Origin of the sequence: Streptomyces mashuensis, assembly GCF_014654785.1 — a bacterium.
Taxonomy (GTDB): Bacteria; Actinomycetota; Actinomycetes; order Streptomycetales; family Streptomycetaceae; genus Streptomyces; species Streptomyces mashuensis.
In genome coordinates this window covers 1-19,551 of record NZ_BNBD01000002.1, presented here as the reverse complement: position 1 = coordinate 19,551, position 19,551 = coordinate 1, and the positions used below count along the sequence as shown (strand labels likewise).

Genomic DNA, 19,551 nt, shown 5'->3' with positions numbered 1-19,551 from the left:
CAGGGACTCACGTGACAGAGGCGGAACAGGCCGGGGCGCCCGCCGGGGCGACGGCGACGGCCGACGGCAAGGGCGGTACCGGCGGCAGGCGGCGGCGCATCGGCGTGCTGCTCGGCGTGGCCGCCTTCGCCTATCTGCTCGACCTCGGCAGCAAGCTGCTCGTGGTCGCCCAGCTGGAGCACCACGACCCGATCCAGGTCATCGGCACGTGGCTCCAGCTGGAGGTGATCCGCAACCGTGGCGCGGCCTTCGGTCTCGGCGAGGCCATGACGATCGTGTTCACGCTCATCGCCACCGCTGTGATCATCGCCATCGCCCGGATCGCCCGCAAGCTGTACAGCCTGCCCTGGGCCGTGGCCCTCGGCCTGCTGCTGGGTGGTGCCTTCGGTAACCTCACCGACCGCCTGTTCCGTTCCCCGGGCGGCTTCCAGGGCGGCGTCGTCGATTTCATCGCGCCCGCGCACTTCGCCGTCTTCAACCTTGCCGACTCCGCGATCGTCTGCGGCGGCTTCCTGATCGTGATTCTGTCCTTCCGTGGGCTGGACCCCGACGGGACCGTCCACCAGGACTGACGGACCAGGCTGACGGACAGGACCGGCCGAGCCGTCCGGCATACTCGACAGGTGAGCACGATTCCCGAGATCCGCGCCCTTCCCGTACCCGACGGCCTGGAGGGTGAGCGCGTCGACGCCGCGATCGCCCGCATGTTCGGTTTCTCCCGCACCAAGGCGGCCGAGCTGGCCGCAGCGGGCAAGGTCCAGCTCGACGGGGCCGCCGCCGGGAAATCCGACCGGGTGACCGGCGGTGCCTGGCTGGAGGTCGAGATGCCGGCTCCGCCGGCGCCGGTGCGGATCGTCGCGGAGCCCGTCGAGGGCATGGAGATCGTCCACGACGACGACGACATCGTCGTGATCGTCAAGCCGGTCGGTGTCGCCGCCCACCCCAGCCCCGGCTGGACCGGCCCCACCGTCATCGGCGGTCTCGCCGCCGCCGGCTACCGCATCTCCACCTCCGGCGCCGCCGAGCGCCAGGGCATCGTGCACCGCCTCGACGTCGGCACGTCCGGCCTGATGGTCGTCGCCAAGTCCGAGCGCGCCTACACCCTGCTCAAGCAGCAGTTCCGCGAGCGCACCGTCGACAAGCGCTACAACGCGCTGGTCCAGGGCCACCCCGACCCGATGAGCGGCACCATCGACGCCCCCATCGGCCGGCACCCGAACCACGACTACAAGTGGGCCGTCACCGCCGAGGGCAAGCCCTCGGTCACGCACTACGACCTCATCGAGGCGTTCCGTGCCGCCAGCCTGCTCGACATCAAGCTGGAGACGGGCCGCACGCACCAGATCCGGGTGCACATGTCCGCCCACCGGCACCCCTGTGTCGGTGACCTGACCTACGGCGCCGACCCCACCCTCGCCAAGCGCCTGAAGCTCACCCGCCAGTGGCTGCACGCCGTGCGGCTGGGCTTCGAGCACCCGTCCGACGGCCGCTGGGTCGAGTTCGAGAGCGCCTACCCCGACGATCTCCAGCACGCCCTGGACACCGTCCGCGCCGAAAGCGCGTAACGCACGAGGGCCCGTGGGGCGGGCCGGGCGCGGTTGAGGCAGGCTGGAAGCCTGTTCGACCGCACCGCACCGACCCGCCCGGGGGCCTCCGTGGACCAGCTCGCCCTGCTGTTCGTCCTGCTGCTCGGTGCCCTGGTCACCGTGCCGCTGGGTGACCGGCTGGGCCTGCCGCCGCCGGTCCTGATGACGATCGGCGGCATCGTCCTCGCCCTGCTGCCGTTCGTCCCCAACATCGACATCCCGCCGGAGTACATCCTCCCGCTGGTGCTGCCGCCCCTGCTGTACGCCACGGCGCAGCGCACCTCGTGGCGCCAGTTCGCCGCCAACCGGCGGCCCATCTTCCTGCTGGCGGTGGCGCTGGTCTTCGTCACCACCGCGGCCGTCGCCGCCGTCGCCAACGCGATCGTGCCCGGCATCTCGGTCGCCGCGGCGGTCGCCCTGGGCGCGCTCGTCGCACCGCCCGACCCCGTGGCCGCCACCTCCGTCGCCGGTGCGCTCGGCCTGCCGCGGCGCCTGGTGTCCATCCTGGAGGGCGAGGGCCTCTTCAACGACGTCACCGCCATCGTGCTCTACCACGTGGCCATCGCCGCCGCCGTCGGCGGCAGCTTCTCCCTCCCGCGGGCGGCCGCCGAGCTCGTGCTGTCCGCCGTCGTGGCCGTCGCCGTCGGCCTGGGGCTCGGCTGGGCCGCCCGCCGGCTGATGAACGTCCTCGGCGACGCGACCCTCCAGATCGGCCTCACCCTGCTCGTGCCGTTCGTGTCCTACGTCCTGGCCGAGGAGTTCAAGGGCTCCGGCGTCCTCGCGGTGCTGACCACCGCCCTCTACCTGGCCGAGTACATCCACGACCCCGACGACGTCCTCGGCCGGCTGGCCGGGCACACCTTCTGGGAGGTCGTCGACACCCTCGTCACCGGCGTGGCCTTCGGCCTGGTCGGCCTGGAGCTGCACAACGCCATCAGCACCGCCTCCGGCCGCTGGGCCGAGATGCTCGGCATCGGCGGCATCGTCGTGGCCGTCGTCGTCGGCGTACGGCTGCTGTGGCTGCTGCCCGCCGCCTGGGTCACCAAGAAGCTGCACAAGCGCCTCGACGTCGACGAGGAAATCCTCATGAGCTGGCGCGAGACGGTGGTCACCTGGTGGTCGGGGATGCGCGGCGTGGCCACGGTGGCGCTCGCCCTGGCCATCCCGCTGCACAAGGAGGACGGGACGGGCTTCCCGGCCCGCGGCGAGATCCTCTTCATCGCGTTCGCCGTCATCATCGTCACCCTCGTCGCGCAGGGCCTCACCCTGCCCTGGCTGGTGCGGGTGCTGGGGGTGAGCGCCGACACCGACGAGAGCCGCGAGCTGGAACGGCAGCTGGCCGCCCGCGCCGCCCGGGCGGCCCGCCACCGGCTGCTGGAGATCGTGGAGGCCGAGGACCTCCCCGAGGACATGATGGAGATGCTGGGCCGCCGCGCCTACGACATCGGCGCCCGCATCAGCCCCGACATGGTCGACGAGGAGCGCCGCGAGGCGCACGCCCAGCGCGTGGAGCGGCTCCGCATCCTCCACCGCGTACAGGCCGAGCTGCTGTCGGCGGCCCGCCGCGAGGTCATCGCGGCCCGCAGCGAACCCGGCACCGACCCCGAAGTGGTCGACCGGGTCCTGCGGCACCTCGACGAACGCACCCTCCGCGGCATCTGACGCGGCTACGTGGTGCCCGGCCCCGGCCCGATGTCGCCCGACGTCGGCGGGGCCTGCCGCCGGTCCGGCGCGTCGTCCAGGCCCGGCGCCGGCGCGGTGTTCACCCGCGGCAGCGCGTACGGGTGCTCCCGGCGCAGCCACGCCAGCAGCTCCTCCCGCACCACGCAGCGCAGCGTCCAGATGTCGTCGGCGTCCTTCGCCGTCACCAGCGCCCGCACCTGGATCGTGGTGGGCGTCGTATCGGTGATCACCAGGCTCCAGGCCCGGCCGTCCCACTCCGGGGCCTTCATCAGCACCTCGCGCAGGTGCTCCCGCATCAGGTCCATCGGCGCCGTGTGGTCCAGGTGGAGGAAGACCGTGCCGGTCATCCGCGGATTGCCGCGCGACCAGTTCTCGAACGGCCGGCCCGTGAAGTACGACACCGGCATCGTGATGCGCCGCTCGTCCCAGGTCGCCACCACGATGTACGTCAGCGTGATCTCCTCGACGGTGCCCCACTCGCCGCCGACCACGACCGTGTCGCCGATGCGCACCATGTCGCCGAAGGCGATCTGCAGCCCCGCGAAGAGGTTGCCCAGCGTCGACTGCGCGGCCACACCGGCGACGATGCCGATGAGGCCCGCCGAGGCCAGCACCGACGTGCCGACCGTCCGCATCCCGGGGAACGTCAGCAGCATCGCCGCCACCGCAACCACGCCGATCACCGCCGTGACGACCCGGCGGATCAGCGTCACCTGCGTCCGCACACGGCGCATCCGGGCCGGGTCGCGCTGCCCGGCGGCGTAGCGCGCGTACCCGGCCTCCACTATCGCCGTGGCCAGCCGTATCGCCAGCCACGCGCAGGCCCCGATCAGCACCAGCGTCAGCACCTGCCCGACCACCTCGTCGTGGTCGCCGGCCAGCTCCGCCGACGGGTAACCCGCCCGCAGCAGCGCCGCGCACAGCACCACTCTCAGCGGCACCCGGCAGCGCCGCAGCAGCCGCCACAGCACCTCCTGCGGCCGCCGCCGGGCCACTTCGCGGACCACCCGGTCCGCGGCCCACCCGGCCACCAGCGTGATCAGCAGCGCGCCCCCGGCCACGGCCAGGGGACGTACCACGTCCTCCATCGGGCACCAGCTCCTTCCGGCGACTGCCGGTGCGCGCCCCTTCCGACCGTAACTGGCACGATGGGGGACAGCGATCCAGCAATAAGGAAGTGACCTCCAGTGCCGTCCCCTACCACGATTGTGCTGTTCCATTCGGCCTACGGGCTGCGGCCCGCGGTCCACGCCGCGGCCGGCCGGCTGCGCGAGGCCGGGCACGAGGTGCACGTCCCCGACCTCTACGAGGGCCGCACGGCGGACACCGTCGAGGACGGCATGGCCATCAAGGACGAGATCGGCCGGGACGAGCTGCTGCGCCGCGCCGTCGCCGCCGCGGCCCCGCTGTCGGACCGCGGCCTGGTGTACGCCGGCTTCTCGCTCGGCGGCTCGATCGCCCAGAACCTCGCCCTGAACGACGAGAAGGCCCGCGGCCTGCTGTTGCTGCACGGCACGTCCGACCTGCCGGAGGACGCGGCCGTGGACGAGCTGCCGGTGCAGCTGCACGTCGCCGACCCCGACCCGTTCGAGCCGCACGACTGGCTGAACGCCTGGTACCTGCGCATGGGCCGGGCCGGGGCGGACGTGGAGGTCTACCGCTACCCCGGCGCCGGGCACCTGTTCACCGACCCGGACCTGCCCGACCACGACGCGGAGGCCGCCGGGGCCGTCTGGACGACGGCCCTCGGCTTCCTCGACGACATCGCCCGGGGCTAGACCCTGCTGGACCCCGCTCAGCGCACCGGCGCGTCCGCGCGCTCCAGCCGCTGGCTGCCCGACCGGGTGCGGTACGAGCGGGTCCAGGACGACGTGGCGGCCGGGTCGGCCTTGTCCGACAGCACGTAGTAGTCCATCTGCGCCTGGTCCGCCGTCACGTCCAGCACGCCGTAGCCGTGGCCGTCCATGTCCAGCCACTTCACGTGCCGGTTGGCGGCCTTCAGCGCGCCCGCCGCGGCCACCGACACGGTGTGCGGCGGCACGTGCAGCAGGTCGTCGAGGTTGTCGGACGTCACCGAGGTGACGACGAACTCGATGGCGGCCGACTCCGACAGCGGGTACGTGGCGGCCGTCACCGGCACGTCGTTGGCCCACGCCATGTGGATGTCGCCGGTGAGGAAGACGGTGTTGCGGATGCCCCGGCCCACGAGGTGGTCGATCAGCTCCCGGCGGTCGTGCGTGTAGCCGTCCCACTGGTCGGTGTTGATCGCGATGCCGCCCGAGGGCAGCCCCAGCAGCTTCGCCACCGGCTCCAGCAGGTACGCGGGCAGCGCGCCGAAGGCCACCGGCGAGATCATCACCGGGTTGCCGACCAGGCGCCAGGTGGTGTCGGAGGCGGCCAGGCCCTCCTTCAGCCAGTCCAGCTGCACCCGCCCGGTGATGGTGCGGCCGGCCTCGTCGACCTTGCCGCTGCCCGGCTTGACCTGCTCCGAGCGGAACGACCGCAGGTCCAGCAGATGCAGGTCGGCGAGGCGGCCGAAGCGCAGCCGGCGGTACGTGGTGCCCTGCACCGACGGCCGCACCGGCATCCACTCGAAGTACGCCTGCTTGGCCGCCGCGACGCGCGCCGCCCAGTCGCCCTCGGTGCCGGGCGTGTGGTTCTCCGCACCGCCCGACCAGGCGTCGTTGGCGAACTCGTGGTCGTCCCAGATCGCCACCATCGGGTGGGCGTGGTGCACGGCCTGGAGGTCCGGGTCGGTGCGGTAACGGCCGTGCCGGGTGCGGTAGTCGGCGAGGGTGATGATCTCGTGCGCGGGGGAGTGCGGCCGCACCACGTACTTCTCCGCGGGGTACTGGCCGGTGCCGTACTCGTAGATGTAGTCGCCGAGGTGGAACACCGCGTCCAGGTCCCGGCGCTCCGCCAGGTGGCGGTACGCGGCGAAGTGGCCGGCCTCCCAGTTGGCGCAGGACACCACGCCGAAGCGCAGGCCGGTCACGGCGGCGTCGTGCGCGGGGGCGGTGCGGGTGCGGGCCGTGGGGGAGGTGACGCCGCCGGCGGTGAAGCGGAAGTGGTAGGCGGTGGCGGGGCGCAGGCCCCGGACGTCGACCTTGACGGTGTGGTCGGTGGCGGCCGTCGCGGTGGTGCTGCCCTGGGCGACCACCTTCGCGAAGCCGGCGTCCTCGGCGACCTGCCAGGCGACGTCCACGGCCGGGCCGCGGCCGGAGCCGGGCACCGCGTCGGGGGTGGGCGTGACGCGGGTCCACAGCAGGACGCCGTCGGGCAGCGGGTCGCCGGAGGCGACGCCGTGCAGGAAGGCGGGGGCCGCGGTGCCGTTGCCCGGCGGGTCCGAGTCGGCGACGGCGGCGGCCGCGGCGCCCAGCGGGAGGAGGGCGGCGGTCGCGCCGGCGGCGACGGCCTGCACGGCTCTGCGGCGCGTGATGTCTCGTGATATGTCGTCGGATGCGTGTGATGTCACGGACCGTCACTGTACTGCCCAGTAGCACCAGAGGTAAGCCGGAGGACGGACGCTCACCGACTGTTCGTCCGCCCTTCGGCCACCCGTCACCCGCGACGCGTCAACGCACCCACGTCACGGGCTACTTCTGGAGCCCCTTGTCCACCAGCGCCGTGAACTGCTCGGCGTTGCGCGGCGCCCGGCCCTGCTCGTCGCCCAGCACCTTGCCGTTCAGCTTGAAGCCCGGCGTGCCCTGGAGGTCCTTGCCCTGGCCCACGCGCTGGTCGAAGGCGCCCGACAGCTCCAGCGCCCACTTGTCGAACGTGCCGTCCTCCACGGCCTTCTTGAAGGCGTCGTTGCCCTTCAGGGCCGGCACCTCCTGCGCGATCTTCAGCAGCTTCGCGTCGTCGGAGTAGGCGTCGTCCCGCTCGTCGGGGTGGTTGTCGGCCGAGAACAGCGCCTTCTTGTACGCGAGGAACGCGTCCGGGCTCACGTCGAGCGCCGCACCGAGCGCGCTGAGCGCGTTCTTCGAGCCCGAGCCCTTGATCATGGGGTTGCGGTCGAGGAACGTGCCGATGAAGTACTGGGCCTTGTACTTGCCGTCCTTGATGTCCTTCACGACCACGTCGCCCGCGGCCTGCTCGAACTGCGCGCAGATGGGGCAGCGCATGTCCTCGTAGACCTCGAGGGTGTTCTTGGCGTCCTGCTTGCCGATGACGACGACGGTGCCCTTGTCACCGGTGGTGTTCTTCGGCTGCCGGAAGGCCGCCTTCTTCGCCGCCGCCTCCCAGTCCTCGCTGCTGACCTTCGTGTTCTTGCCGCCGTCGGACATCTTGGTGACGGCGACGCCGATGCCGGCGGCGGCGCCCAGCACGGCCACGACCGAGACGCCCACCAGCAGCTGGCGGCGCGTCTTGGCCTTCTTCGCCTGCCGTTCGCGTTCCGCGCGCAGCCGTTCGCGGGCGCTGGTCGGGGACGGCGGGGTGTTGCGGTTGCTCATGGGGGTCTCCGCGTGCGATGAGGAGGGACGGGGAGCGGCGGGCCGCGCGGTGGCGCGGGCCCCGGCCGCGGAATGCCGGAGTGCTCAGGCGTGGGCCCGGCACGACGGCGGCCCCCGCCGCACGACGGAGTGGGTGAGCGACGGCAGTGGCCGGGTCGGTCCGGTCGCGCGCCGTGGCCGCGGCCGGGGCCGGGCCGGGCGGACCGGGGCGCGGAGCGCGGCCAGGGCCAGCAGCAGCAGCGGGCGGAAGGCCACGGCGGCCAGCGTGCGCAACAGGCCGCCCAGCGCGGCCTCGCCGCGGCGCAGCCAGGCGGCGGCCAGCAGGCCCACCGCGACGTGCGCGGCGAGCAGCAGCCAGGGAGCGGCCGGGCCGCCCAGGAAGCCCTGGTACGTGCCCGGCGCCAGCGGCCCGCCCACGTCGCCGCGGCAGACCAGGTCGACGCCCATGGAGTGCAGCGGCCCCGCCAACGGGCCCTTCGCCGGGCCGTAACACGCGTCCTGGCCGGTGGTGAAGAGGGTGTCGGCCGCCAGCTCCAGCGGCACGAGCAGCGCCGCGATGGCCCCGTAGCCGCGCTCCCGCCCGGCCAGCGCGTAGGCGAGCGTGAAGAAGGCGCCCGCCACGGCGGCGACGGTGAACAGGGGCAGCGGTACGTGCGACAGCAGGACGTGGGACGCCGCGGACAGCGTCACGCACAACGCCGAGAACAGCGCGGCACGCACCGCCCTGTAGCGCCCTGCCGTCCCCTCCATGGGCGGAAGTGTGCCACGGGCCGGTGCGGCCGCGGTGTCTCGATTCGGTTACTTCGGCTCGTTAGTCCGGCCCGGTCACTTCAGCTGGGCGGCCATCACGGAGGTGAAGGACTCCAGGGTGGTCGGGGCGCCCTTGCCGTAAGGGGTGTCGACGGTGAGCTTCTTGCCGTCGAGCTTGAGAGTGGGGGTGCCGGTGACGTCCTTCGCCTTGTCGAAGGCGTCGGAGACCTCCAGCGCCCACTTGTCGTAGGTGCCGTCCTTGACGTTCTTCTCGAACTCGGCGTTGTTCTTCAGCGCCGGGACCTCCTGGGCGACCTTCAGCAGGACGTCGTCCTTGGCGAACTCGTCCTTGGTCTCCTCGGGGTGGTTGGCCTTCGAGTACAGCGCCTTGTTGTACGCGGCGAACGCGTCGGTGCTCACGTTGAGGGCCGCGCCCAGCGCGCTCAGCGCGTTCTTCGAACCGGTGCCGGCGATCTGCGGGTTGCGGTCGAGGAACGTGCCGATGTGGTACGAGACCTTGTACTTGCCGTCCTTGAGGTCCTTGTCGATGGTGTCGCCGACGTTCTGCTCGAAGGACGAGCAGATGGGGCAGCGCATGTCCTGGTAGATCTCCAGGGTGTGCGGGGCGTCCTTCTTGCCGAGGACGATCTCGGTGCCCTTGTCGCCGCCGGTGTTGGCGGGCTTGACCAGGGGCTTGTCGGCGGCGGCCTTCCAGGAGGCGTCGGTGCTGCCGCCGCCGTCCTTGCCCATGGTGGTCACGGCGACGCCGATGCCGGCGGCGACGGCCAGGATGGCGACGACGGCGCCGCCGACAAGCAGCTGGCGGCGGGTCTTCTCCTTCTTGGCCTGCCGCTCCCGCTCGGCGCGCAGCCGCTCGCGGGCCGTCTGCTTGTGCTCCCAGGTGTTGCGCTTGCTCATGGTGGGTGGTCTCTCCGTGGATGCGTGGTGGCTCGGTCGGTGCGGGTACGCAGCCCCCGGCGTGACGGCGGCGTCAGGCGAGGGCGGCGGCACCGGCCGGCGGGCCGCGCCGGACCACGGAGTGCAGGAAGAGACCCGGCCGGGGCCGGGCGGAGGGATCGCGGCGTACGGCCCGGGGGGCCGCGCCGGGCGGCAGGCGCAGGGGGCGCGCGGCCGCCGCGGCCAGCCGCAGCGGGCGGACGGCGGCCGCAGCCGCGGCGGCCAGCAGCCGGACCAGAGCGGCCTCGCCGCGCCGCAGCCACAGCGCGCCCAGCAGGGCCACGACGACGTGCCCGGCCAGCAGCACCCAGGGGGCCGCGCCGGGCGCGGCGACGCGGGCGAGCGGCCCGCCCACGCCGGCCCCGCACAGCCAGGTCAGGGGGGTGGACGCGGGCGGGTGCCCGCCGGGGCCGCCGCCGCAGGTGTCCTGGCCGGCCCTGAACAGCGCGCCGGCCGCCAGCTCCAGCGGGACCAGCAGGGCGGCGATGTGCCCGTAGCCCCGCTCCCGGCCGGCCAGGGCGTAGGCCAGGGCGAAGACGCCCGCGCAGGTCGCGGCGACGGTGGGCGCGGGCAGGGGCATGCCGGACAGCAGCACGTGGGAGGACGCGGACAGCAGCACGCAGAGCGCCGTGAAGAGCGCCGCGCGCAGGGCCCGCGGGCGTGCTGCCGATATGTCCATGGCTGCCGAGTCTGTCATGGCCGGAGCTAAGGGCTGCCTAAAGCCGCGGGGCCGGGCTAGAGGCCGGGGATGCGGCCGTTGCGGAACAGGTCGACGAAGATCTGGTGGTCCGCGCGGGCCCGGGCGCCGTAGGTGTGGGCGAAGTCCACCAGCAGCCCGGCGAAGCCGTCCTCGTCGGCGGCGATGGCCGCGTCGATGGCGCGCTCGGTGGAGAACGGCACCAGCGAGTGGCCGCTCTGGTCGTCGGCGGCGGCGTGCATCGCGGCGGTGGCCCGGCCCAGGTCGGCGACGACGGCGGCGATCTCCGCCGGGTCGTCGATGTCGGACCAGTCGAGGTCGACGGCGTACGGCGACACCTCGGCGACCAGCTGCCCGGCGCCGTCCAGCTCGGTCCAGCCGAGCCACGGGTCGGCGTGCGCCTGGAGGGCGCGCTGGGAGATCACCGTGCGGTGGCCCTCGTGGTGGAAGTACTCCCGCACCCGGCGGTCGGTGACGTGCCGCGACACCGCCGGGGTCTGGGCCTGCTTCATGTAGATGACGACGTCGTTCTCCAGGGCGTCGCTGTTGCCCTCCAGGAGGATGTTGTACGAGGGCAGGCCGGCGCTGCCGATGCCGATGCCCCGGCGGCCCACGACGTCCTTCACGCGGTAGGAGTCGGGGCGGGACAGGCTGGTCTCGGGGAGCGTCTCCAGGTAGCCGTCGAAGGCGGCGAGGATCTTGTACCGGGTGGCCGCGTCCAGCTCGATCGTGCCGCCGCCCTCGGTGAAGCGGCGCTCGAAGTCGCGGATCTCCGTCATCGTCGCCAGCAGCCCGAAGCGGGTCTGCGCCCGGGCCTCGCGGAGGGCGTCGAGGAGGGGGCCCTCGGCCGTGTCCAGCGTGAAGGGCGGAAGCTCGTCGTCCTTCGCACCCGTGGCCAGGGCGTGGATGCGCTCGCGGTAGGCGCCGGCGTAGATCCGGACCAGCTCGGTGATCTTCTCGTCGCTGAGCGCCTTGGCGTGGCCGAGGAGGGCCACGGAGGCGGCGAAGCGCTTGAGGTCCCAGGTGAAGGGGCCGACGTACGCCTCGTCGAAGTCGTTGACGTTGAACACCAGGCGGCCGCCGGCGTCCATGTACGTGCCGAAGTTCTCCGCGTGCAGGTCGCCGTGGATCCACACGCGGGAGGTGCGCTCGTCCAGGTAGGGGCCGGTGTCGCGGCCGTGCGCCAGGTCGGAGTAGAAGAGGCACGCGGTGCCGCGGTAGAAGGCGAAGGCGGAGGCGGCCATCTTCCGGAACTTGACCCGGAAGGCCGCGGGGTCGGCCGCCAGCAGCTCGCCGAACGCCGTGTCGAAGACGGCGAGGATCTCCTCGCCGCGGTCCGTGGCCCGGTCGTGCTCGAGCGCCATCGCAGGTCCTCCTGGGGTTCCCCCCGGCGGCCGGGGGAGGGTGGGTCATGAGGCGTACACACGTTCTGCCGCCTTCAACGCGGAAGGCTACCGGCGCGTGCCCGCGCCTGTCGGTGGGGGCCGGTAACCTTCGAGACTGTCCCGCCCGCCCCATGGAAGTCCTGCCGGAGGTCTCCCCACCGTGTCCGCCTCGTCCAGGCCCCCCTTCACGCACCTGCACGTCCACACCCAGTACTCGCTGCTGGACGGCGCGGCGCGGCTGAAGGACATGTTCGCCGCCTGCAATGAGATGGGCATGACGCACATCGCCATGACCGACCACGGCAACCTGCACGGCGCCTACGACTTCTTCCACCAGGCCAAGGGCGCCGGCGTCACGCCGATCATCGGCATCGAGGCGTACGTGGCGCCCGAGTCGCGGCGGAACAAGCGGCGCATCCAGTGGGGCCAGCCGCACCAGAAGAAGGACGACGTCTCGGGTTCGGGTGGTTACACCCACAAGACGATCTGGGCGGCGAACAAGACGGGTCTGCACAACCTCTTCCGGCTCTCCTCCGACGCCTACGCCGAGGGCTGGCTGACGAAGTGGCCCCGTATGGACAAGGAGACCCTCGCCCAGTGGTCGGAGGGGCTGATCGCCTCCACCGGCTGCCCCTCGGGCGAGCTCCAGACCCGGCTGCGGCTGGGCCAGTACGAGGAGGCCCGCAAGGCCGCCGGCGAGTACCAGGACATCTTCGGCAAGGACCGGTACTTCCTGGAGCTGATGGACCACGGCATCGAGATCGAGCGCCGGGTCCGCGAGGACCTGCTGAAGATCGGCAAGGAGCTGGGCATCCCGCCGATCGTCACCAACGACTCGCACTACACCTACGCGCACGAGGCCGGCGCGCACGACGCCCTGCTCTGCATCCAGACCGGCAAGAACCTCTCCGACCCCGACCGCTTCAAGTTCGACGGCTCCGGCTACTACCTGAAGTCGACCGACGAGATGTACGCCGTCGACTCCTCCGACGCCTGGCAGGAGGGCTGCCGCAACACCCTCCTGGTCGCCGAGCAGGTCGACACCACCGGCTGGTTCGAGAAGCGCGACCTGATGCCGAAGTTCGACGTGCCCGACGGCTACACCGAGGTCACCTGGTTCCAGGAGGAGGTCCGGCGCGGCATGGCCCGCCGGTACCCCGGCGGCGTCCCCGAGGACCGGCAGAAGCAGGCCGAGTACGAGATGGACGTCATCATCCAGATGGGGTTCCCGGGCTACTTCCTCGTCGTCGCCGACTTCATCATGTGGGCGAAGAAGAACGGCATCGCGGTCGGCCCCGGCCGTGGCTCGGCGGCAGGCTCGATCGTCGCGTACGCCCTCGGCATCACCGACCTCGACCCCATCCCGCACGGCCTGATCTTCGAGCGGTTCCTCAACCCCGAGCGCGTCTCCATGCCCGATGTCGACATCGACTTCGACGAGCGCCGGCGCGCCGAGGTGATCCGGTACGTCACGGAGAAGTACGGCGCCGACAAGGTCGCCATGATCGGCACCTACGGCACCATCAAGGCCAAGAACGCGATCAAGGACTCCGCGCGCGTCCTGGGCTACCCGTACGCCATGGGCGACCGCATCACCAAGGCGATGCCCGCCGACGTCCTCGGCAAGGGCATCCCGCTCTCCGGCATCACCGACCCGAACCACCCGCGGTACAGCGAGGCGGGCGAGGTCCGCGCGATGTACGAGAACGAGCCGGACGTGAAGAAGGTGATCGACACCGCCCGCGGCGTCGAGGGCCTGGTGCGGCAGATGGGTGTGCACGCGGCCGGCGTGATCATGTCCAGCGAGACGATCACCGACCACGTCCCCGTCTGGGTGCGGCACACCGACGGCGTGACCATCACGCAGTGGGACTACCCGAGCTGCGAGTCGCTCGGCCTGCTGAAGATGGACTTCCTGGGCCTGCGCAACCTCACCATCATGGACGACGCCGTCAAGATGGTGAAGGCCAACAAGGGGACCGAGATCGATCTCCTGGAGCTGCCGCTGGACGACCCCACGACCTTCGAGCTGCTCCAGCGCGGCGACACCCTCGGCGTCTTCCAGTTCGACGGCGGCCCCATGCGGTCCCTGCTGCGGCTGATGAAGCCCGACAACTTCGAAGACATCTCCGCCGTGTCCGCGCTCTACCGGCCGGGCCCGATGGGCATGAACTCGCACACCAACTACGCCCTCCGCAAGAACGGCCAGCAGGAGATCACCCCGATCCACCCGGAGCTGGAGGAGCCGCTCAAGGAGGTCCTGGACGTCACCTACGGCCTGATCGTCTACCAGGAGCAGGTGCAGAAGGCCGCCCAGATCGTCGCCGGCTACTCGCTCGGCGAGGCCGACATCCTCCGCCGCGTGATGGGCAAGAAGAAGCCCGAGGAGCTGGCGAAGAACTTCGTCCTCTTCCAGAAGGGCGCGCGGGAGAAGGGCTACTCCGACGAGGCCATCCAGGCGCTCTGGGACGTGCTGGTGCCCTTCGCCGGCTACGCCTTCAACAAGGCCCACTCCGCCGCGTACGGCCTCGTCTCCTACTGGACCGCCTACCTCAAGGCCAACTACCCGGCCGAGTACATGTCGGCGCTCCTCACCTCGGTGCGCGACGACAAGGACAAGTCGGCGATCTACCTCAACGAGTGCCGGCGCATGGGCATCAAGGTGCTCCCGCCGAACGTCAACGAGTCCGAGGCCAACTTCGCGGCCCAGGGCGACGACGTGATCCTCTTCGGCCTCACCGCCGTCCGCAACGTCGGCCAGAACGTCGTCGACTCGATCATCCGCTGCCGCAAGTCCAAGGGGAAGTACACCTCCTTCCCCGACTTCCTCGACAAGGTCGAGGCCGTCGTCTGCAACAAGCGCACCGTCGAGTCGCTGATCAAGGCCGGTGCCTTCGACACGATGGGGCACACCCGCAAGGGCCTCGTCGCGCACTACGAACCGATGATCGACAACGTGGTGCAGGTCAAGCGCAAGGAGGCCGAGGGCCAGTTCGACCTCTTCGGCGGCATGGGCGACGACGGCGCCGACGAGGGCCCCGGCTTCGGCATGGACGTGGAGTTCTCCGACGTCGAGTGGGAGAAGTCCTACCTGCTCGCCCAGGAGCGGGAGATGCTCGGCCTCTACGTCTCCGACCACCCGCTGTTCGGTATCGAGCACGTCCTCAACGACAAGGCCGACGCCGCGATCTCCCAGCTCACCGGCGGTGAGCACGCCGACGGTGCGATCGTCACCATCGGCGGCATCATCTCCGGCCTCCAGCGGAAGATGACCAAGCAGGGCAACGCCTGGGCCATCGCCACCGTCGAGGACCTGGCAGGCTCCATCGACTGCATGTTCTTCCCCGCCACCTACCAGCTGGTCTCCACCCAGCTCGTCGAGGACGCCGTCGTCTTCGTCAAGGGCCGGCTCGACAAGCGCGAGGACATCCCGCGCCTCGTCGCCATGGAGCTGATGGTGCCCGACCTGTCCAACGCGGGCAGCAACGCGCCGGTGTTCATCACCATCCCCACGGTGAAGGTCACCCCGCCGCTGGTGGAGAAGCTGGGCCAGGTGCTCAGCCACCACAAGGGTTCCACCGAGGTCCGCATCCGCCTCCAGGGCGCCCGGAAGACCACCGTGCTCCGGCTCGACCGGCACCGGGTCACCCCCGACCCCGCCCTCTTCGGCGACCTCAAGGCGCTGCTCGGTCCGTCCTGCCTGGCCGGCTGACGCACGCCGCCCGCACCGCCCACGTCAAGGGGCGCGCCCGTCGGACGACGGACGCGCCCCTTCGTCCATCCACACGCCCCCTCAGTTGTGGCCGAAACGCCGCTCGCGGTGCTTCCGCGCCACATCACCCGGGGTGGGCTGGACGGCGCTCTTCGACTGCGACTCCATCGCCGAGCTCCGGGCCTTCTCCGACGACTGCGTCGAGCTCTTCTGCTGCTTGCGGTCCTTGTTCTTGGCCATGCTGGTGTGCCTCCCGTGGGACAACGCGACGACCCCCGGCAACCACGCTCGCACGCGCCGGTCAATCGCGCATTTCGGGTCATTACCGTCCGTGAAGGGGGCGCGGGGAGCACGCCCGGCCCGAATCCGCCACGCCGATGATCCAGTTCCGACTGATAACCCCCGCCGGGTCGGGCAGACTCCTGGGCAAGCCGACCGCTGGGAAGACCCGTTGAAAGAGGGTGGAACGTGGACCGCTGCGTCGTCCTGGTGGACGCCGGGTACCTGCTGGGCGCCGCCGCGAGCCTGCTGGCGGGCGAACCCGCCCGCTCCCGCATCACCGTCGATCACGCCACCCTCATCCAGGGCCTGCGCGAGCGCGCCGAGTCCGACACCCAGCGCCCGCTGCTGCGCATCTACTGGTTCGACGGCGCCCCCGACCGCGTACCGCAACCCGAACACCGCCGGCTGCGCGTCATGTCCCGCGTCACCGTCCGGCTCGGCGCCCTCACCCGCAGCGACGGCCGCTGGGCACAGAAGGGCGTCGACGCCGCCATGCACGCCGAGCTCACCGAGCTCGCCCGCAACCGCGCCTGCTCCGACGTCGTGCTCGTCACCGGCGACGGCGACCTGCTGCCCGGCATGATGGCCGCCAAGGAACACGGCGTGGCCGTGCACCTGTGGGCCGTGCAGGCCGCCGACGGCGACTACAACCAGTCCGAGGACCTGGTCGCCGAGGCCGACGAACGGCGGGTCCTGGACCGCGCCTGGATCACCCGCGCCGTACGGGCCCGGGAACAGGCCGGCGCCTGCCCGCCGGCGCCCGCGCCCCGCCCCGAGATCGCCGCCATCCTCGCCGCGCCGCTGCCCGAGACCACGGCCGAGACCCACTCCCACTCCGAGGCCGAGGGCGACACCGCCCGGCCCGCCCCCGCCAACGGCAGCGACACCACCCCCGCCGCGCCCCGCACCGTGCCCACCCCCAAGGACCTCGCCGGCCTCGGCAAGGGCCCCGCCCCGGTGCCCGCCCCGCCCGCCGCCCCGGCCGGCGTCTCCGCCAACGCCACCCTCCGCTGGTCCTCCGACCGTGGCTGGATCGAGCGCCCCGGCAACGGCACCGCCCCCGAACCCCCGGAGATCGCGGCCCTGCCCACCCTGGCCCAGCTGACCAGCGCCGAGCAGCGCTGGGCCGACCGCGAGGAGGACATCACCACCGTCGGCGGCGACCCCTTCGAGGTGGGCCAGGTCTTCGCGCGGCGCTGGGTCGAGCGCATCACCGACACCGCCCACCTGCAGAGCCTGTCCACCCAGTACCCCCGTATCCCGCACCGCATCGACGGGGAGCTGCTGCGCTACGCGGCCCGGTTCGGGCTGCTCGCCCACAAGGACGACCAGATCGACGAACGCGACCGGTACGCGATCCGGGCGGGCTTCTGGCGCGAGATCGACGCGCGCACCGCGGCCGAGCACGCCCCCGCGGGGGACTGAACACCCGGCCCCTGCGGCGAGCCGCCCGCCGGGGGCGCGTACCCTCATAGCTCGTGAGAACGGAGCAGGCCGCAGGCCACACGGTGTGCACCGTGCGCGGCCTGGTCAAGACCTACCCCGCCGCGCGCGGCCGGCGCGGCACCCCCGCCGCGCCCCCCGTCCGCGCCACCGACGGCATCGACCTGGAGGTACGGCGCGGCGAGATCTTCGGCCTGCTCGGCCCCAACGGCGCCGGCAAGACCACCCTCGTCCGCCAGCTCACCGGCCTGCTGCGGCCCGACGCCGGCAGCGTGCAGCTGCTCGGCCACGACCTCGTACGGCACCCCGAGCGCGCCGCCCGCCTCGTCGGCTACCTGGGCCAGCAGTCCACCGCCCTCGACGAGCTGACCGTCGCCCTGGCCGCCGAGACCACCGGCCGGCTGCGCGGCCTGCCGCTGGCCGCGGCCCGCGCCGAGCGCGACGCCGTCCTCGACGAGCTCGGCCTCGCCCCGCTCGCGGACCGCCCGCTGAAGAAGCTCTCCGGCGGCCAGCGCCGCCTCGCCTGCTTCGCCGCCGCCCTCGTCGGCGAACGCCCCCTGCTCGTCCTCGACGAGCCGACCACCGGCATGGACCCGGTCGCCCGGCGCGCCGTGTGGGCAGCCGTCGACCGGCGGCGCGCCGAGCACGGCACCACCGTGCTGCTGGTCACCCACAACGTCATCGAGGCCGAGACGGTCCTCGACCGGGTCGCCGTGCTGGAACGCGGCCGGATCATCGCCTGCGACACGCCGGCCGGGCTGAAGCGCCTGGTGGGCGACGAGGTCCGGGTCGACCTGGTGTGGCGCGACGGGCCCCCGCTGGACGTGCCCGAGGTCGCCGCGCTGCGCGCGGCGGCCCACGAGACCGGCCGCCGCTGGTCGCTGCGGCTGGACCCGGAGCGGGCCCGCGCCGCCGTCGCCGCCGTCACCGGCGGCCCGGCCTTCGCGGCACTGGACGACTTCACGCTCACCACCCCGAGCCTGGAGGACGTCTACCTGGCGCTGGGCGGCGCCGACCGGGGGCTGGTCAAGGGATGAGGAAGAGGAGCCGTACCGCGTGAGTGCCGTGTCCGCAGAGGCGGTGTCCGGAGGACAGACCCGGGCGCCGGGCCCGGCCCGGCCCGTGGAAGGAGCGCCGCTGGCGCCCGCGCCCCGGCTGCTGCCGGCCCTGGCGGCCGTCTACCGCGCCCAGCTCTCCCGCGCCCGCGTCGCCCGGATACCGCTGCTGTTCGTGGCCACCTTCCAGTCCGTCGGCATCATGGTCCTCATGCGGGGCGTCGTCGACGGCGGCGAGGCCGCCCGGGCCGTCGTGGCCGGCTCCAGCGTGCTGGTCGTCGCCTTCGTCGCGCTGAACCTGCTCGCCCAGTACTTCGGCCAGCTCCGGGCCGGCGGCGGCCTCGACCACTACGCGACGCTGCCCGTGCCGCCCGCCGCCGTGGTGCTGGGCGCCGCCGGGGCGTACGCGTCGTTCACCGTGCCCGGCACGGCCGTCACCGCGGTCACCGGCAGCGTGCTGTTCGGGCTGCCGATGGCCCACCTGTGGGTGCTCGCGGCGGTCGTCCCGCTGGCCGGCGCGGCCCTGGCCGGCCTCGGCGCGGCCATCGGCCTGCTCGCCCCCCGCCAGGAACTGGCCACCCTCGGCGGCCAGTTGGGCATGTCGGCGGCGCTGCTCCTCGGCGTCCTGCCGGCCGGCCACCTGCCACAGCCCGTGGCCTGGGCCCGGGACCTGCTGCCCTCCACCTACGGCGTGGAGGCCCTCGCCCACAGCTACGACGCCCACCCCGACTGGCTGCGCGTCGTGGCCGACCTGGGGGTGTGCGCGGCCGTCGGCGTGGTGTCGCTGGCCGTCGCCACCTGGGCCTACCGCCGGGCCGCCGTCCGGTGACGCGCCGCAGCGACCGGCCTGGTGCCGCGCCGTCCGCGGCCACCTGGCACGATGACAAGGTGACCGCACCGCTGACGCCGCACGACCCCGAGCCCGACGCGGCCCCCGAGCTGCCCGTCGACGAGGACCTCACCCGCGTCCGCGCCGAGGAGACCGTGGCCGAGCTGCGGCAGGCGTCCGTCGTGACGGTGGCCGTCGCGGTGTGCGGCGTGCTGCTCGGGCTGCTGTGGGTGTGGCTGGCGCCGCGCGTCCCGCTGATCTCCGACGGCAAGGCTGTCTACCTGAAGAACACGGAAGGGGAGCAGGCCATCGGGGCGGACGGCTGGTTCGCCTTCCTCGGCCTGTTCCTGGGCGCGCTGAGCGCCGTCGCCGTTTTCCTGTGGCGCCGCGCGGGCGGCATCGCCCTCGTCCTCGGCCTGGCGGCCGGCTCCCTGCTGGCGTCGGTCGTCGGCTGGCGGCTCGGCGTGTGGCTGGGCCCCACGTCCGACGTGGTGGCGCACGCGAAGGCCGTCGGAAAGAACGTCGTCTTCGACGCGCCGCTGAAACTGGGCGCGAAGGGGATGCTCCTCGCGTGGCCGCTGGCCGCGATGGCCACCCACCTCGGCCTCACGGCGCTGTTCACGCCGCGAGACCCCGAGCCGCCGCTACCGCTGCCGCTGCCCTAGGTCGTTTCTTTCGGATCAGCGTGCTGACCAGAGGAAGATGCCTGCGAGGTGGA

17 protein-coding genes are annotated in these 19,551 nt (G+C 72.6%); 9 read left to right on the top strand and 8 right to left on the bottom strand.

Annotated elements, in window-relative coordinates; all coding sequences use genetic code 11:
• The first annotated feature begins 11 nt into the window (after positions 1 to 11).
• From lspA to IE305_RS05240, 3 genes are all read left to right on the top strand, one after another.
• Entirely contained in the window at positions 12 to 572 is a 561-nt protein-coding gene (gene lspA, locus IE305_RS05250; protein ID WP_190128249.1) for a signal peptidase II, read from the top strand.
• Between the two features lie 51 nt (positions 573 to 623).
• Positions 624 to 1,565: an RluA family pseudouridine synthase gene (locus tag IE305_RS05245; RefSeq protein WP_190128248.1), complete on the top strand. Its 942-nt coding sequence runs from the start codon at positions 624 to 626 to the stop codon at positions 1,563 to 1,565.
• 90 nt (positions 1,566 to 1,655) lie between these two features.
• Positions 1,656 to 3,248, top strand: a complete 1,593-nt coding sequence (locus IE305_RS05240) for a Na+/H+ antiporter (protein WP_190128247.1) — start codon at positions 1,656 to 1,658, stop codon at positions 3,246 to 3,248.
• Between the two features lie 5 nt (positions 3,249 to 3,253).
• On the opposite strand, the gene IE305_RS05235 is transcribed toward IE305_RS05240, so the two are convergent.
• On the bottom strand, positions 3,254 to 4,357 hold the full coding sequence (locus IE305_RS05235) for a mechanosensitive ion channel family protein (RefSeq protein ID WP_190128246.1): 1,104 nt from the start codon (positions 4,355 to 4,357) through the stop codon (positions 3,254 to 3,256).
• Positions 4,358 to 4,456: 99 nt separating this feature from the next.
• Here IE305_RS05235 and IE305_RS05230 point away from each other — a divergent pair, with 99 nt between their 5' ends.
• Positions 4,457 to 5,047: a dienelactone hydrolase family protein gene (locus IE305_RS05230; protein ID WP_190128245.1), complete on the top strand. Its 591-nt coding sequence runs from the start codon at positions 4,457 to 4,459 to the stop codon at positions 5,045 to 5,047.
• Between the two features lie 17 nt (positions 5,048 to 5,064).
• Here IE305_RS05230 and IE305_RS05225 read toward each other — a convergent pair whose 3' ends face one another.
• The 6 genes from IE305_RS05225 to IE305_RS05200 form a co-directional block, all read right to left on the bottom strand.
• Positions 5,065 to 6,744, bottom strand: coding sequence for an alkaline phosphatase D family protein (locus IE305_RS05225; RefSeq protein ID WP_229890605.1), 1,680 nt, complete (start codon positions 6,742 to 6,744; stop codon positions 5,065 to 5,067).
• 121 nt (positions 6,745 to 6,865) lie between these two features.
• Positions 6,866 to 7,723, bottom strand: a complete 858-nt coding sequence (locus IE305_RS05220; RefSeq protein WP_190128244.1) for a thioredoxin domain-containing protein — start codon at positions 7,721 to 7,723, stop codon at positions 6,866 to 6,868.
• An 84-nt stretch (positions 7,724 to 7,807) separates the two neighbouring features.
• Complete coding sequence (locus IE305_RS05215; protein WP_190128243.1) at positions 7,808 to 8,473, bottom strand: hypothetical protein; 666 nt, start codon at positions 8,471 to 8,473, stop codon at positions 7,808 to 7,810.
• A 75-nt stretch (positions 8,474 to 8,548) separates the two neighbouring features.
• The gene (locus tag IE305_RS05210; protein ID WP_190128242.1) at positions 8,549 to 9,391 is read right to left on the bottom strand and encodes a thioredoxin domain-containing protein; all 843 of its coding nucleotides are present in this window, start codon (positions 9,389 to 9,391) and stop codon (positions 8,549 to 8,551) included.
• Between the two features lie 73 nt (positions 9,392 to 9,464).
• Complete coding sequence (locus IE305_RS05205) at positions 9,465 to 10,127, bottom strand: hypothetical protein (protein WP_229890603.1); 663 nt, start codon at positions 10,125 to 10,127, stop codon at positions 9,465 to 9,467.
• Between the two features lie 38 nt (positions 10,128 to 10,165).
• A complete protein-coding gene (locus IE305_RS05200) occupies positions 10,166 to 11,491 on the bottom strand; it encodes a DUF2252 domain-containing protein (RefSeq protein ID WP_190128241.1) in 1,326 nt (441 codons plus the stop codon).
• A gap of 181 nt (positions 11,492 to 11,672) precedes the next feature.
• Between IE305_RS05200 and dnaE the strand changes: the two genes are divergently transcribed.
• The gene (gene dnaE / locus IE305_RS05195) at positions 11,673 to 15,224 is read left to right on the top strand and encodes a DNA polymerase III subunit alpha (RefSeq protein ID WP_190128240.1); all 3,552 of its coding nucleotides are present in this window, start codon (positions 11,673 to 11,675) and stop codon (positions 15,222 to 15,224) included.
• An 81-nt stretch (positions 15,225 to 15,305) separates the two neighbouring features.
• Here the strand turns inward: dnaE and IE305_RS05190 are convergent, their stop codons facing one another.
• Complete coding sequence (locus tag IE305_RS05190) at positions 15,306 to 15,464, bottom strand: hypothetical protein (RefSeq protein WP_190128239.1); 159 nt, start codon at positions 15,462 to 15,464, stop codon at positions 15,306 to 15,308.
• Between the two features lie 228 nt (positions 15,465 to 15,692).
• Here IE305_RS05190 and IE305_RS05185 point away from each other — a divergent pair, with 228 nt between their 5' ends.
• Genes IE305_RS05185 through IE305_RS05170 form a run of 4 tightly spaced genes read left to right on the top strand, consistent with a single transcriptional unit; the run spans position 15,693 to position 19,498 of the window.
• Complete coding sequence (locus IE305_RS05185; RefSeq protein WP_190128238.1) at positions 15,693 to 16,931, top strand: NYN domain-containing protein; 1,239 nt, start codon at positions 15,693 to 15,695, stop codon at positions 16,929 to 16,931.
• A 53-nt stretch (positions 16,932 to 16,984) separates the two neighbouring features.
• Entirely contained in the window at positions 16,985 to 17,986 is a 1,002-nt protein-coding gene (locus tag IE305_RS05180; RefSeq protein WP_229890601.1) for an ABC transporter ATP-binding protein, read from the top strand.
• A gap of 19 nt (positions 17,987 to 18,005) precedes the next feature.
• Positions 18,006 to 18,833 (top strand): ABC transporter permease, encoded by an 828-nt coding sequence (locus tag IE305_RS05175; RefSeq protein WP_190128237.1) that lies wholly within the window; start codon positions 18,006 to 18,008, stop codon positions 18,831 to 18,833.
• A gap of 59 nt (positions 18,834 to 18,892) precedes the next feature.
• The gene (locus tag IE305_RS05170) at positions 18,893 to 19,498 is read left to right on the top strand and encodes a hypothetical protein (RefSeq protein ID WP_373311520.1); all 606 of its coding nucleotides are present in this window, start codon (positions 18,893 to 18,895) and stop codon (positions 19,496 to 19,498) included.
• Positions 19,499 to 19,551 lie beyond the last annotated feature (53 nt).